Origin of the sequence: Streptomyces sp. CC0208 (assembly GCF_003443735.1) — a bacterium.
In the GTDB taxonomy this organism is placed as follows: Bacteria; Actinomycetota; Actinomycetes; order Streptomycetales; family Streptomycetaceae; genus Streptomyces; species Streptomyces sviceus.
Window position 1 is genome coordinate 3,386,634 of sequence record NZ_CP031969.1, and the last position, 14,048, is coordinate 3,400,681.

15 protein-coding genes are annotated in these 14,048 nt (G+C 69.6%); 9 read left to right on the plus strand and 6 right to left on the minus strand.

Annotated features, from left to right (window positions below):
- Positions 1-3 precede the first annotated feature (3 nt).
- From sdhA to D1369_RS15285, 3 genes are all read left to right on the plus strand, one after another.
- Positions 4-1,758 carry a succinate dehydrogenase flavoprotein subunit gene (sdhA, locus tag D1369_RS15275; RefSeq protein WP_007384239.1) on the plus strand — a complete coding sequence of 585 codons (1,755 nt, stop codon included), beginning with the start codon at positions 4-6 and terminating at the stop codon, positions 1,756-1,758.
- Positions 1,758-2,537 carry a succinate dehydrogenase iron-sulfur subunit gene (locus D1369_RS15280; RefSeq protein WP_007384238.1) on the plus strand — a complete coding sequence of 260 codons (780 nt, stop codon included), beginning with the start codon at positions 1,758-1,760 and terminating at the stop codon, positions 2,535-2,537. The genes sdhA and D1369_RS15280 overlap by 1 nt, the downstream gene beginning before the upstream one ends.
- A 124-nt stretch (positions 2,538-2,661) precedes the next feature.
- Positions 2,662-3,447 carry a hypothetical protein gene (locus D1369_RS15285; protein WP_037901223.1) on the plus strand — a complete coding sequence of 262 codons (786 nt, stop codon included), beginning with the start codon at positions 2,662-2,664 and terminating at the stop codon, positions 3,445-3,447.
- Between the two features lie 84 nt (positions 3,448-3,531).
- Here the strand turns inward: D1369_RS15285 and D1369_RS15290 are convergent, their stop codons facing one another.
- Positions 3,532-5,994: a DUF4132 domain-containing protein gene (locus D1369_RS15290; protein WP_037901222.1), complete on the minus strand. Its 2,463-nt coding sequence runs from the start codon at positions 5,992-5,994 to the stop codon at positions 3,532-3,534.
- A 2-nt stretch (positions 5,995-5,996) separates the two neighbouring features.
- Positions 5,997-6,389, minus strand: a complete 393-nt coding sequence (locus D1369_RS15295; RefSeq protein WP_037901220.1) for a hypothetical protein — start codon at positions 6,387-6,389, stop codon at positions 5,997-5,999.
- A 250-nt stretch (positions 6,390-6,639) separates the two neighbouring features.
- Here D1369_RS15295 and D1369_RS15300 point away from each other — a divergent pair, with 250 nt between their 5' ends.
- Positions 6,640-7,614 (plus strand): helix-turn-helix domain-containing protein, encoded by a 975-nt coding sequence (locus tag D1369_RS15300; RefSeq protein ID WP_037901219.1) that lies wholly within the window; start codon positions 6,640-6,642, stop codon positions 7,612-7,614.
- 147 nt (positions 7,615-7,761) lie between these two features.
- Positions 7,762-8,181: a hypothetical protein gene (locus tag D1369_RS15305; protein WP_007384233.1), complete on the plus strand. Its 420-nt coding sequence runs from the start codon at positions 7,762-7,764 to the stop codon at positions 8,179-8,181.
- On the opposite strand, the gene D1369_RS42940 is transcribed toward D1369_RS15305, so the two are convergent.
- From D1369_RS42940 to D1369_RS15315, 3 genes are all read right to left on the minus strand, one after another.
- The gene (locus tag D1369_RS42940) at positions 8,178-8,327 is read right to left on the minus strand and encodes a hypothetical protein (protein WP_158680154.1); all 150 of its coding nucleotides are present in this window, start codon (positions 8,325-8,327) and stop codon (positions 8,178-8,180) included. The genes D1369_RS15305 and D1369_RS42940 overlap by 4 nt on opposite strands.
- A 64-nt stretch (positions 8,328-8,391) precedes the next feature.
- On the minus strand, positions 8,392-8,805 hold the full coding sequence (locus tag D1369_RS15310; protein ID WP_007384232.1) for a DUF2752 domain-containing protein: 414 nt from the start codon (positions 8,803-8,805) through the stop codon (positions 8,392-8,394).
- 7 nt (positions 8,806-8,812) lie between these two features.
- A complete protein-coding gene (locus D1369_RS15315) occupies positions 8,813-9,277 on the minus strand; it encodes a TM2 domain-containing protein (protein ID WP_007384231.1) in 465 nt (154 codons plus the stop codon).
- Positions 9,278-9,405: 128 nt separating this feature from the next.
- Between D1369_RS15315 and D1369_RS15320 the strand changes: the two genes are divergently transcribed.
- The 4 genes from D1369_RS15320 (at position 9,406) to D1369_RS15335 (ending at position 11,583) form a co-directional block, all read left to right on the plus strand.
- Positions 9,406-9,837: a VOC family protein gene (locus tag D1369_RS15320; protein WP_007384230.1), complete on the plus strand. Its 432-nt coding sequence runs from the start codon at positions 9,406-9,408 to the stop codon at positions 9,835-9,837.
- A gap of 95 nt (positions 9,838-9,932) precedes the next feature.
- On the plus strand, positions 9,933-10,328 hold the full coding sequence (locus tag D1369_RS15325; protein ID WP_007384229.1) for a hypothetical protein: 396 nt from the start codon (positions 9,933-9,935) through the stop codon (positions 10,326-10,328).
- Positions 10,325-10,819: a DCC1-like thiol-disulfide oxidoreductase family protein gene (locus D1369_RS15330; protein WP_037901217.1), complete on the plus strand. Its 495-nt coding sequence runs from the start codon at positions 10,325-10,327 to the stop codon at positions 10,817-10,819. The genes D1369_RS15325 and D1369_RS15330 overlap by 4 nt, the downstream gene beginning before the upstream one ends.
- 11 nt (positions 10,820-10,830) lie before the next feature.
- Positions 10,831-11,583, plus strand: coding sequence for a TetR family transcriptional regulator (locus D1369_RS15335; protein WP_007384227.1), 753 nt, complete (start codon positions 10,831-10,833; stop codon positions 11,581-11,583).
- Positions 11,584-11,588: 5 nt separating this feature from the next.
- On the opposite strand, the gene D1369_RS15340 is transcribed toward D1369_RS15335, so the two are convergent.
- A complete protein-coding gene (locus D1369_RS15340) occupies positions 11,589-13,997 on the minus strand; it encodes an MMPL family transporter (RefSeq protein WP_037901216.1) in 2,409 nt (802 codons plus the stop codon).
- Positions 13,998-14,048 lie beyond the last annotated feature (51 nt).

Here is a 14,048-nt window from a genome sequence, read left to right on the forward strand (position 1 = left end):
ATCATGAAGATCCACAAGTACGACACCGTCATCGTCGGCGCCGGTGGCGCGGGCATGCGCGCGGCCATCGAGTCGACGAAGCGCAGCCGCACCGCCGTGCTGACCAAGCTCTACCCCACCCGCTCCCACACGGGCGCCGCGCAGGGCGGCATGGCCGCCGCGCTCGCCAACGTGGAGGAGGACAACTGGGAGTGGCACACCTTCGACACGGTCAAGGGTGGTGACTACCTGGTCGACCAGGACGCCGCGGAGATCCTGGCGAAGGAGGCCATCGACTCGGTCCTCGACCTGGAGAAGATGGGCCTGCCGTTCAACCGCACCCCGAACGGCACGATCGACCAGCGCCGCTTCGGCGGTCACTCCCGCAACCACGGCGAGGCCCCGGTCCGCCGGTCCTGCTACGCGGCCGACCGCACCGGCCACATGATCCTCCAGACGCTGTACCAGAACTGCGTCAAGGAGGGCGTGGAGTTCTTCAACGAGTTCTACGTCCTGGACCAGCTGATCACCGAGGTCGACGGCGTGAAGCGGTCGGCGGGCGTGGTCGCGTACGAACTCGCCACCGGCGAGATCCACGTCTTCCAGGCGAAGGCCGTGATCTACGCGTCCGGCGGCTGCGGCAAGTTCTTCAAGGTGACGTCGAACGCGCACACCCTGACCGGTGACGGCCAGGCGGCCGTCTACCGGCGCGGGCTGCCGCTGGAGGACATGGAGTTCTTCCAGTTCCACCCGACCGGCATCTGGCGCATGGGCATCCTGCTGACGGAGGGCGCCCGCGGTGAGGGCGGCATCCTCCGCAACAAGGACGGCGAGCGCTTCATGGAGAAGTACGCGCCGGTCATGAAGGACCTCGCGTCCCGTGACGTCGTGTCGCGGTCGATCTACACGGAGATCCGTGAGGGCCGCGGTTGCGGTCCCGAGGGCGACCACGTCTACCTCGACCTCACGCACCTTCCCCCGGAGCAGCTGGACGCCAAGCTGCCCGACATCACCGAGTTCGCGCGCACGTACCTCGGTATCGAGCCGTACACGGACCCGATCCCGATCCAGCCCACCGCGCACTACGCGATGGGCGGCATCCCGACGAACGTCGAGGGTGAGGTCCTGGCGGACAACACGACGGTCGTTCCGGGCCTGTACGCGGCCGGCGAGGTCGCCTGCGTGTCCGTCCACGGCGCCAACCGTCTGGGCACGAACTCGCTGCTGGACATCAACGTGTTCGGCAAGCGGGCGGGCATCGCCGCCGCCGAGTACTCCCAGAAGGCCGACTTCGTCGAGCTGCCGGAGAACCCGGCGGAGCTCGTCGTGGCGCAGGTCGAGCGCCTGCGGGACGCGACCGGGACCGAGCGCGTGTCGGTGCTGCGGCGCGAGCTGCAGGAGACCATGGACGCGAACGTCATGGTGTTCCGCACCGAGCAGACCATCAAGACGGCGGTCGAGAAGATCGCGGAACTGCGCGAGCGTTACCTCAACGTCTCGATCCAGGACAAGGGCAAGCGGTTCAACACCGACCTCCTGGAGGCCATCGAGCTCGGCAACCTCCTCGACCTCGCCGAGGTCATGGCGGTGTCGGCCCTGGCCCGCAAGGAGTCCCGCGGCGGTCACTACCGCGAGGACTACCCGAACCGTGACGACGTCAACTTCATGCGCCACACCATGGCGTACCGCGAGGTGGGCGACGACGGCACCGAGTCCATCCGTCTCGACTACAAGCCGGTCGTCCAGACCCGCTACCAGCCGATGGAGCGTAAGTACTGATGGCAACCCCGACCCTGGACAAGGCGGACGCGGCCGGCACGCCCGAGCCCGGCTTCGCCGACTCCCCGTACATCACGGCCACGTTCCGGATCCGCCGCTTCAACTCCGAAGTCTCGGCGGAGGCGACCTGGGAAGACTTCCAGCTGGAGATCGACCCCAAGGAACGTGTCCTCGACGCCCTGCACAAGATCAAGTGGGAGCAGGACGGCACGCTGACCTTCCGCCGTTCCTGTGCGCACGGCATCTGCGGCTCGGACGCGATGCGGATCAACGGCAAGAACCGTCTGGCGTGCAAGACGCTGATCAAGGACATCAACCCGTCGAAGCCGATCACGGTCGAGCCCATCAAGGGCCTGACGGTCCTGAAGGACCTCGTGGTCGACATGGAGCCGTTCTTCCAGGCGTACCGCGACGTGATGCCCTTCCTGATCACGAAGGACACGAACGAGCCGACGCGTGAGCGTCTCCAGACGGCCGAGGACCGCGAGCGCTTCGACGACACCACGAAGTGCATCCTCTGCGCCGCCTGCACCTCCTCGTGCCCGGTGTTCTGGAACGACGGCCAGTACTTCGGCCCGGCGGCCATCGTCAACGCCCACCGCTTCATCTTCGACTCGCGTGACGAGGCGGGTGAGCAGCGCCTGGAGATCCTCAACGACCGCGACGGCGTGTGGCGCTGCCGCACGACCTTCAACTGCACGGACGCGTGCCCGCGCGGCATCGAGGTCACGAAGGCGATCCAGGAAGTGAAGAGGGCGCTGATCACTCGGCGCTTCTGATCTCCGTTCTCCTACGGTGAGAGGGCCCCGTTCCCCGGTTCGCGCCGGGGCGGGGCTCTCTCGTTCTCAGCCAACCCCCGTGTGGACACTGTGACTTGTGGGGTTTGAGTTGCAGACTGTCCTCATGGCACTCCTGAGGAAATCCGCCGCCGCGCTCTGCGCCGCCGCAGCGGTACTGCTCGCGATACCCCCCACTGCCTCCGCGACCCCCGCTCCCCACGGGCTGCTCGCCCGGGAGAACTTCGACCGTCTTCCCCTCGGTCCGGTCACCGAGGGGCGCGGCTGGACCACCGACTCGGACAACGGCACGTTGACCGTTGTGCCCAGTACCACGGGACATGGGCATCAGCTGCGGATTCGTACCGAGGGCAACGGCCGGGCCTTCCTCGTGTTCGACGAGGTCTCGCCGCCCGGCAACAGCTTGTGGGGGCGGGTGCGGCTGCGGGTCGGAGGGTTTCCCAGTGCGCCGGACTGGGCCCACTGGACCATCGCCGAGGCGTCCGGGGCGGGTTCACCGACGCTCGTGCGGCCGTTGGGCGGGCAGTTCGCGCCGACCGACGGCGGTAACTTCTGGGGCGTCGGGTCCGATCTCGGGCCCACCGGCGACTGGACCTCCTGGAAGACCTCCTCCCCGGCCGTCGCAGGGAAGTGGCAGTGCGTGGAGTTCCATCTCGACGCCCGCGACAACCGCGTCAGCGTGTACCTCGACGGCGTGGCGCAGTCCGGCCTGACCGTGTCCACGAAGGAGCACGGGGGGACCGCCGACGACTTCGTCTTCCCGCGCTTCGACAAGCTGAAGCTGGGCTGGCAGCTCTATCAGGCCGACCCGACGCCTTCGTCGTACGACATCCGCATGGACGACATCGCGCTCGGCACGCGGCGACTGGGCGGCTGCGGGAACGGAGGCTGATCTCGGATTGCGCCGGTGCGCGGGGAAGCCGTCAGGGACGGTTACGGGAACCTGTGACGGCCTCCTTCGCGCCCGTTGCGACGGTCACAGCTGGCTCAGGATCGTCGGGTCCGTGATCCGCGTGTCGTCCGCCAGCATCATCGCCTTGCTGAGGATGACCGCGAGCATGCGGTCGCCCTCGTAGGGGAGGTAACCGGCCTGCGGGGCGGACGGGTTGGACTTGGGGACGATGCAGAGGTACTGGTCGTTCGGGGTGCGGAGGATGTTGCCCGAGCCGAGGTGGATCTTGTACGTGTGGCGGTCGCCCTTGACGTGGAGGAAGCGGCCCTCCAGGGTGCAGCGGTCAGCTATCGCGAGTCTCGGGATCAGGCGGTCCAGGAGGAGACGGCGGGTCTCGGCGCTCTGGTTGAGCTCTCCGAAGCCGTACGACGTCCAGTACTCCTGGAAGCGGCCGCCGGGGCCGCCGTCCTGCCAGGTGGGGTCGTTGCCGATGCTGGCCACGCCGACGAACAGGTCGACGTCGCGCAGGACTTCGGAGAGGACCAGGGGCGGGATCTGCGTCAGCGGCAGGGGGTCCACCGGGTCCGCGCCGTCGCGCAGCCACATGCGGTACTCGCCGCCCGCGCAGTGCGCCGAGTTCTCCGGGGCGTCGATCGGGTAGAAGCGGACCTGGTCGGTGCGCAGGCGCAGGAAGGTGCCGGAGTCGGTGATGTCCGTGTAGTCCTCGCCGCCCTCTCCCTCGATCCAGTACTCGGCGCGCAGGCCCCAGCGCGGGAGGTCGCGGGCGGGCGGCGGTGCCTCGTCGTCGACGGCCAGGCGGAGTTTGTTGCGCCAGCCCCGCGCCGCCGCCAGGGAGTGGAACTGGTGCTGGCGCAGGACGTGGGCCGCGAAGCGGTTGGAGTAGGTGCCGGTGGCGCGCTCGGCGTCGGTCAGCAGGTAGACCTCGCGGTGGGCCTGCTTGAAGGGCTGTGTCACTCCGTGGCGCTCCAGCCAGTCGCGCCAGGCGACGATCTCCGCGGGGGTGTGGTCCACCGGGTGCCACAGGCGGACGTTCGTACCGTCGGTGACCGGGGTGTCGGTGACCGTGCGCAGGGCGCCTTCGGCGTGGCCGACCGTCGTGCCGTCCACCGTCCACAGGAGGCGGCGGGCCAGGGTGCCGACCAGGGGATGGTCCAGGTAGCGCTCGCACCAGGTGGCGTAGGACCAGGTGCGGTCGGCCAGGAACTGGCGGTCCAGGCGCTCGCCCTGCGCCGAGAGCATCCTGTCGATGTCCTTGACGGTGGCCTTGAGCTCCTTCAACTCCTCCGCGTGGTCCCGGCGTACGGCGGCGGGCACGGTTCTCACCGGCTTGCCGCTCGCGTTGTGCCAGGTCAACACGGCTTTGGTGCCTTGGACTTCGAGGACGGCGGTGGCCTCGCCGAGCCGGTGCTCCGCGCGGCCCACCCCGGTCAGGCCGTACGCCGGCACGGCCAGTTCCTCGATCTCCTCGCGGCTCAGGCCGAGGGCGACGGCGCGGGCCTCCAGAGCCGCGTCGAGCAGCTTGGCGGTGTTCTTGTACGTCACCCTGGTCGCCAGCCGGGCCAGTTCGGCGAGGGCGGCCTCGCTGTCGATGCGGGCGAGGGCGTTGACCCCGGCGTTGGCGACCTTCGGGTTGCGCGGGCCGAGGCCGGCGACCTTCCTGAGGGACGTCTCGACGAGGGCGCCGAGGGCGCGGGCGGTGTCGGGGTGCGGCGGGAGGAGGGAGAGCAGCCAGGCGAGGCCGCGCAGGGCGTTCGCGTTGTAGGGGTCGTAGGCGCTGTTGACGTCCGGTTCGTAGCGCCCGCGGTCCAGCTCGAAGGTGCGGGGGCGGCCGACGAGGGCGAGCCAGCGGATCACGGCCTCGCGGACGCGGTCGGGGCCGAGCGCGTCGACCAGGGCGGTGGCCTGCTTGTCCCACTTGGCGGAGGGCTTCGCCGCGGTCGCGGTCGCCATGTGGGTCAGGAGCTGCTGCCAGACGTCGTCGGTCTCGCGCAGGGCTTCCTCGGCCCACGCCTCTCCTACGTTGAGGGGCGGCTCGGTCAGCTTCTTCGCTGTCCTCGGCAGGTCCTCGTTCTGGTAGGCGTGCAGGACGGCGCGGCGGACGGTGGCGACGACGGCGGGCGCGATCGGGCGGCCCGCGGCCAGCTCGGCCTCGATGAGGTTCTCGTAGCGGGCGCCGTACCAGAAGGAGTGCTGCCGGGAGATCTTGTCGAGCAGGGCCAGGCGTTCCGCGGTCAGGCGGTCGTGGGGCGGCAGGTCACGGGAGACGATGCCCAGCAGGATCAGCGCGTTCTCCCGGGCGTTCGGACCGGCCTGTGCCGAGTGGTACTGCGTGACGAGGCCGTCGGCGACCCTCGACCGCGCCTGCGGCGGCAGTTCGCGCAGTCGGGCCAGGACGCCGTCCCACAGGCCGGTCCAGTTGCCGTTGTTGGCGATCGCGGCCTTGAGCAGGTCGACGGCGAGCCCCTCCAGGTCGTCGTCGGCGACGCGGCGGCCGATCAGGTCCTTGTACTTCTGGATCTCGCCCATGGTCAGCCACCCACCAGCGGGACGAGCTTCAGGAACGTCACCTCGGTGCCGAGCACGAGGTCGATCTCCTCGTCGAGTTCGGTCACCTGACGGTCGCCGACCAGCACCAGGAAGCCGTTGCCCATGAAGGCCTTGAGGGCGAGCTCGGTCTGGGTCTCGGGGTCTATGCGGCGGGGCGTGCGCAACGCGTAGCCGTTCAGCACGCGTTCGGTGTCGGCGGGCTGGACCAGGCCCTGGAAGACGGCGGGCGTGCGCGCGTTGTACTCGGCGACCTCCTGGAAGACCCGGCGGCGGATCACCTCGCGCACGGCGAGCCGCTCCTCGGCGATCTCCAGGCCCCAGCCGTCGCTACGGCTCCCGCTCGTCGTCTCGTCGACGACCATCACGATTCCCATGCCGACGACAGTACGAGCCGGCACTGACAACGGGCCCCGGACGGCGGCGGACCAGGGCCTGTCCGGCGGATCAGGGCCTGTCCGGCGGACCAGGGCCTGTCCGGCGGATCAGGGCCAGGGCCTCGTATGACGATCCTGTACTTCTCCGAACCCGTCTCGCGGGTCAGAATGCTGGCGAGGCAACCGAGGACGATCTCAGCACGCACGTGTGTCGGTGGGAGCGCCCGGCGGGATCGGAGTGGGGACGGAAATGATCGGGACCAGCTTCCGCAGCGAGGACTGGCCGGCGGAGGAGAGGTTCGACCGATGGCGGGAACTGGTCGGTCGGACCCGCTCCAGCGAGAGCGTCAGTGCCCACGCCGCGGACTTCTGGGGTGATATACGGCTGCTGGAACTGGGGCCGGTGACCGTGATGCGGATGTCGTTCCTGCCGACGCGTTTTCGGCGGAGCCCTGAAATGGTGCGCCGGTCCGACCCCGAGCTGTATCACCTGTCGCTGCTGCTCGACGGAGAGCTCGGTCTCGAACACGCCGGGCGGAACAGCAGGTTCGGCCCACATGACCTGCACCTGGTGGAAAGCTCGCGGCCTTACGACCTCGGGCCGACGGACGACCGTGAGCGCCGTGCCGTCAAGGGAGTGGGGGTGGACTTCCCCAAGGCGCTGCTGCCCCTGCCACCCCATCGGGTCCACGAGTTGCTGGGCCAGGGTCTGCCGGGACAGGAGGGCGTGGGGGCGTTGCTGGCGGAGTTCCTGGTCGGTCTGGCCCGTCAGGCGGAGACGCTCCAGCCGGCCGACGCCCGGCGCCTGGGCACGGTCGTGCTCGACCTGCTGGCGGCGTGGTTCGCGCAACTGATGGACACGGAGGCGGCGTTGTCTCCGGAGACCCGCCAGAAGGTCACGGTGGAACGCATCCTGGCGTTCATCCGGCAGAACCTGCACGATCCGGAACTGACGCCACCCGTGATCGCCGCCGCTCACCACATCTCTCTCAGCTACCTCCACCGGATCTTCCAGCAGCGGTCGCAGGGAGAGACAGTGGCGGCCTGGATTCGCAAGCGGCGGCTGGAGGGCGCCCGCCGCGATCTGGCGGACCCTTCGCTGCACGGCACGCCCATCCACGCCATCGCCGCCCGCTGGGGCTTCTCCCGCGCCTCCGACTTCACTCGCGCCTTCCGCGCCGTCCACGGGCAGTCGCCCAGGGAGTTCCGGCTCCGAACGGTGTAGACGCAACGCCAACGAAGTGTGGACCGACTGACAACGACAGTCGGATGTACTGGGGGCATTCTCGATCAAGCGCAGCCCGGAGGTGTCGGTCGCGCGGTCGACCCGCTCCGACATCACAGGGCGGGATGTGAGAGAGAAGGACATCCCATGCGTTTGAAGGCCCTGGCCGTGGCTGCCGCAGCCGCCGGCGCGCTTGCTTTCGGTGCGGTGCCCGCCGATGCGGCACCGTACTGGCAGACCGTGAACACGGGCAGCTCGGACTGGTTCTGCACTGCGTACAAGCATCACTCGGTGTCCGACCACGTCAACTGGAAGGTGTGCGAAGTCACCAACGCGAACAACGATGCCCAGGTCGTCGTGATCGTCCAGAACGCGGCAAGCACGGCGATCACCATCGGGGGCTCCGTCAGAAGCAGCTACGGCAGCGCGGGAGAGTGCTTCACCTCCACTCTCAACCCCGGCTTCACTCGCGGGTGTTACGGGCAGACCGTTCGCTACTCCAGCGATGCCTGGTGGATCCAGGGGACGCTCACCGTCAACGGTGTCAAAGACATTTGGACCAGCTAGTAGTGCTTCGTCAGATTCTGGGTCTGCTGCTGGTGAGGGGGCGGCCAGCAGGTGGTGCAGGTGCCGCTCCAGCACCGCAGCAGGTCCGGCAGCGAGGCGAACACATCCGCCACGAACAGCCCCAACGCCGCCCGTAATCGGTTCACTTCATGCTTGTACAGCTATCCAACACGCTCTTGATCAGCGCCAACGCAGACACCTGACGAAGCCCTACTGGGCGATGTTGCGGGCCACCGTCCAGGCCACGGCCACCGCGAGGACGGCCACCTGGGCCCGGGGGCTCAGCGTGGGCCTCCAGCGGCGGCCGTGCAGGCCCGCCCACGCCCAGCGGCCCAGCAGGACCAGGGCGTACGGCGAGGCGAGCAGCAGCGCCCGGTTGTCCAGCCAGGCCTCGGTGAAGTGGCCGTGCATCAGGTCGTACACCATGCGGGTGCCGCCGCATGCCGGGCACAGCAGGCCGGTGAGCATGCGGAACGGGCATTGCGGCAGGACGTGGCCGGGCTCGTGCGGGTCGGTGCGATAGAGGTACACGGCACCGACGGCTCCCGCGACGAGCACCGCCGAGGGTGCCGTCGCGGGGTGGCGGAGCAGGGAGCGCCGCGGAGGCACCGAGGTCTCGGTCACCTGCGCCCTAGCTCCGGAGGATCCGGCCGTGTTCATCGGTGTGGTCGTTCCCGGTGAGCAGGAGGATCCCGTCGATCAGCGACCAGACGCCGAGGCCGCCGCAGGTGAAGAGCTGGGCGAGGCCCATCCCGACGTTGCCCAGGTAGAAGCGTCCGACGCCGAAGCCGCCGAGGGTGAGCTGGAGGATGCCCGCGATGACCTTCGACTTGTCGGAGTACGGCCGCCCGTACGGGTCGTAGCCGTAGGGGGCGTTGGGGTCTCCGGTGTACGTCCCCGGGGGTGGGTAGTAGCCCGGCGGCGGGAATCCGGGAGGCGGGTAGCCCGGCTGCTGGTACCCCGACTCGGGACCCGGCTGCTGGTATCCCGGCTGGGGGCCCTGTTGCTGGTACCCCGGCTGGGGGCCGGGCTGCTGGTACCCCGGCTGGGGGCCCTGCTTGGGGTCCTGCTGTTCGTGACCCTGCTGTTCGCTCAAGGGGGACTGCTCCTGGGGACCGAAGCGGGAGGACCCGCAAAAAAAGACGACAATCAGCCGGGTCATCATGCCCGACGGACACCGCGTCGCAGAAGCCCGTTCCGCCACCTCCGGCTTAATCTGACGACATGTCAGATGACGAGTCGTACGAACTGCTCGGTTTCGACAACGTGCTGCTGCCCGTCGGGAACGTCGGCGAGGCCGTCTCCTTCTACGAGCGCGCGGGCTTCACGGTGGGCTTCCGGCTCGACGAGGCAGGGATCGCCCTGCTGAAGGTCGGCGGCGAGACCCCCGGGATCCTGCTCCGACAGGAGGAGGGACTGGGCCACCGGCCGCCGCCGTGGCCCGCCACGCGCGTGTGGCTGGAGGTGCCGGACGCCAAGATCACCGCCCGGGAGCTGCGCGCGGCCGGCGTCGAACCGCTCGACGAGCCCTTCTCCGTGGTCACCGGCTGGACCGTCGAGATCGCCGATCCCTGGGGGAACGTCCTCGGGTTCACCGATTACACCAAGCGCCCGGAGCTCGGCCGGCGCGCTGAGGCGCGGCACGCGTGCACGTGACGCAGACCTCTTCGCCAGCCAGTTGAACACGTTCAAAAGGAGGTCTACTGTCTCCCCTGTCAGCGTTTTGAACGCGTTCAAGAAGGGGGAGGCGCATGGACCGCACGGTCGTCGCCTACGTCATCTACCTCGTCGTCAGCATCGCCCTGACCGTCTGGGTGGCCCGCACGCTCAGCAGGAACGGACGGATCTTCCTCGCCGACGTGCTGCGCGGCAACGAGAAGCTCGCCGAGGCCGTCAACCACCTCCTGGTGGTCGGCTTCTACCTCGTGAACCTCGGGTTCGTCGCGCTGTACCTCAGTGGCGACGGCACGATCGAGGACACGCGCGGTGTCTTCGAGGCCCTGTCCACCAAGCTGGGCGTGGTGCTGCTGGTCCTCGGCGTGATGCACCTGGCCAATGTGTACGTCCTCAACCGGATCCGCAGGCGGGGTGCCATGGAGCGGGAGCAGGTGCCGCCGGTCGCGCCGCAGGACTGGGTCCAGGCATGAACCGCGGTACGTCGGCGGACCGCACCCCGGTCCGCCGGCTCACCGTCCTGTACGACGCCGACTGCTCACTGTGCGCCTTCCTGCGCGACTGGCTCGTACGGCAGCCGCAGCTGGTGCCGCTGGAGATGGTGCCGGCCGGGTCGGAGGAGGCCCGGCGGAGGTATCCCGGGCTCGATCACCGCGCCACCCTGGAGGAGATCACCGTCGTCGGCGACGCCGGGCAGGTCTACCGCGACACCGCCGCCTGGATCGTGACCCTGTGGGCGCTGCGCGAGCACCGGCCGCTCGCCCACCGGCTCAGCACCCCCTCCGGGGCGCGGCTCGCGAGGGGCGCGGTGCTCGCCGCCGCCAAGTGGCGGGGCGCACAGCGGCAGGAGGGCCGGTGGGACGGCACGGTGTACCGCCGGGCGGACGGCTGGACGTACGTCCCCGGCCGGGGCTGGGTCCCCGCCGCACCAGGGTGCGACGGCGGCGGCTGCGCCACTGGTTAGGCTCTCTTCCCGTGCCTGCGAACAACGACGGCCCCGACGAGGGCGCTGCCCCCAGCAAGTCCGAGCAGACGAGCAAGTCCGAACAGACGCGCGCGCTGATCCTGGAGACCGCCATGCGGCTGTTCCAGGAGCGGGGGTACGACAAGACCACCATGCGGGCCATCGCCCAGGAGGCCGGCGTCTCCGTCGGCAACGCGTACTACTACTTCGCCGGCAAGGAACACCTGATCCAGGGCTTCTACGACCGGATCGCCGCCGAGCACCAGGTGGCGGTCCGGGAGGTCCTGGCCCGGGAGAGCGACCTGGAGGCCCGCCTCGCGGGGGTTCTGAAGGTCTGGCTGGACATCGCGCAGCCGTATCACGAGTTCGCGGTGCAGTTCTTCAAGAACGCCGCCGATCCCGACAGCCCGCTCAGTCCCTTCTCGCCCGAGTCGGAGCACGCGCGCGTGGAGGCGATCGCCGTGCACCGGGAGGTGCTGCGGGGCGCGACGAGGACCAAGGTGCCCGAGGAACTGCGGGACATCCTCCCCGAGTTGATGTGGCTGTCCCAGATGGGGCTCGTCCTGTACTGGATCTTCGACCGCACGGAGGGCCGTGAGCGCAGTTACCGGCTCGCCGAACGCGGCGCCCGGCTCACCGCGAGGGGCGTGTCGCTGGCCCGGTTCCGGGTGCTGCGGCCGCTCGTACGGGAGGTGCACGAGCTGTTCACGGACTTCCTGCCGGGGATGACGAAGGTGATGCCGGACCCCGGCAGGAAGGCGTAGTCACGTCAGTTGACGGCGTCGACCTCCCCCTCGACCAGTTCGACGTCGTACACCAGTGGCCCCTCCCCCACGTCGACGTGCCGCGCGCGCGAGCCGTACGTCGGGGCCGTGGTCGCCAGGAGATACTTCCCCGGCGCCGGGACCGAGACGATGTACGAGCCGTCGGCCAGTGACTCCACCCGGTCCAGCTGACGGCCCCCGCCCGACAGCAGGGTGACGGCCGCGCCCGCCACGGGTTCCCCGTCCGCCGTACGGACGAAGCCGTGGACGGCCGATGCCGACCCGCCTGCGCGGGCCTCGGCCGAAGGCGCCGCCTCCTCCTTCGGCTCAACCGCCAGGTGCGGCAGCCGCTTCTCCAGCCCCTTGGGCAGCCACCAGTTGGAGTCGCCGAGCAGATGCATCGCGGCCGGTACCAGGGCCGTGCGCAGGATGAAGGCATCCAGGGCGACCGCGGCGGCGAGCCCGACGCCCGCCATGGCCGCGCCCGAGTCACCGCTGAGGACGAACGCCATGAACACGCAGACCATGATCAGGGCGGCGGAGTTGATGACCCGGCTGGTCTCCGCGAGGCCGACGCGTACCGCGCGCGCGTTGTCGCGCGTGTGCACCCACTCCTCGTGCATACGGCTCACCAGGAAGACCTGGTAGTCCATCGAGAGTCCGAACAGCAGGGACAGCATGATGACCGGCAGGAAGGCGTTGATCGGGCCCTCCTTGCCGAGACCGAGCAGTTCCAGGCCCCAGCCCCACTGGAAGATCGCGACCAGGACACCGAAGGAGGCCGCGGCGGCGATCAGGTTCATCAGCGCGGCCGTCAGCGGCACCACCAGCGAGCGGAAGGCGACCAGCAGGAGCAGGAAGCCGAGTCCGATGATCGTCGCGATGAACAGCGGCAGACGGTCGCCCGTGACGGTCGAGAAGTCCTTCGAGACGGCCGTCACTCCTCCGACGTGCGCCTCCACCCCGGCCGCGGGGATGACGTCGTCCCTGAGCCGGTCGATGAGCCGGTCCGTCCGCACGGACTGCGGTGAGGTCGTCGGCACGACCTGGATCACGGTGACGCCCTGTGCGGGCGGCAGCGCGGCCACCCGCGCGACCCCGGGCGTGTCCTGGAGGCCCTTGACCAGGGCGCTCGTCTCGCCGCCCTCGGTGACCACCTGGAGCGGTCCGTTGAAGCCCGGTCCGAAGCCCTCGGCGAGCAGGTCGTACGCCTTCCTGGTGGTCGTCGAGGCGTCGTCGTTGCCCTGGTCGGTGGCACCGAGGCGGAGCGACAGCACGGGAACGGCCAGCACGGCCATGAAGACCAGGGCGAGCGCGGCGGTCCTGCGGGGACGCTTCTGGACGGCCGTCGACCAGCGGGCGGCGAGACCCGAGGCGCCCTCGGGCTCCGGCCCCTGGGCGGCCAGCCTGCGCCGCTGGCGGCGGCTGAGCACCCGCGGGCCGAGGAAGCCGAGCAGAGCCGGCAGGAGGGTCGTGGCGGCCAGGACGCTCAGCACCACGGTCAGCGAGGTGCCGATCACCACGCCGTCCAAGAAGCGCAGTCGCGTCACCAGCATGCCGGCCAATGCGATGCAGACCGTGCCGCCCGCGAACAGCACCGCCCGGCCCGAGGTGTTGAGGGCGGTGACCGCCGCCTCTTCGGGGTCTAGGCCCCGCTGGATGCCCTTGCGGTGCCGGGTGACGATGAACAGGGCGTAGTCGATGCCGACGCCGAGCCCGATCAGGGAGGCGAGCAGCGGGGCGATGTCGGGGACGTCGGTGGTGTGGCTGAGCAGCTGGGTGGCGAACAGGCCCGTGCCCACGCCGAAGACGGCGATCGCGATCGGCAGCGTCATGGCGAAGAACGAGCCGAACGCGAGGAACAGCACAATGGCGGCCGCGACGATGCCGACCCCCTCCGACAGCCCCTGCGGCGGCTCCTGCACCCGCTGGATCGCCTGGCCGCCCAGTTCCACCTGGAGACCGGCCCGGTCGGCCCCCTGCGCGGTGTCGAGGACGTCCTGGACGAGTTCCTTGGGCACCTCGTTGGCCCGCTTGACGAAGGTCACCTGGGCGTACGCGATGGTGCCGTCTTTGCTGACCTGCGCGGCCCCCCGAGCGTCATAGGGACTGGTCACGGCCCCGACGCCGTGCATCTTCGCGATGTCGTCCAGGACGGGCCGTATCCGGTCCCGCACCGCCTGGTCCCGCACGGAGCCCTCGTCGACCTTCCAGACCACCGTGTCGGTGTCGCCGGAGGTGTTCGGGAAGGCCTTCTCCATCAGGTCGTACGCGCTCTTGGAGTCCGTGTCCGGCAGGGAGAACACATTCGCGTAGTTCGTGCCCGCCGTCGAGGCCGAGAAGCCCAGCCCGAACAACGCCCCCACCCATAGCAACAGGACCACCAGCCGGTGCTGGTAGCACCAACGTGCCAATGCCGCCACGCTCAACTCTCCTCAGTAGTCGGTAGGTCCCCCAGGTCCTGT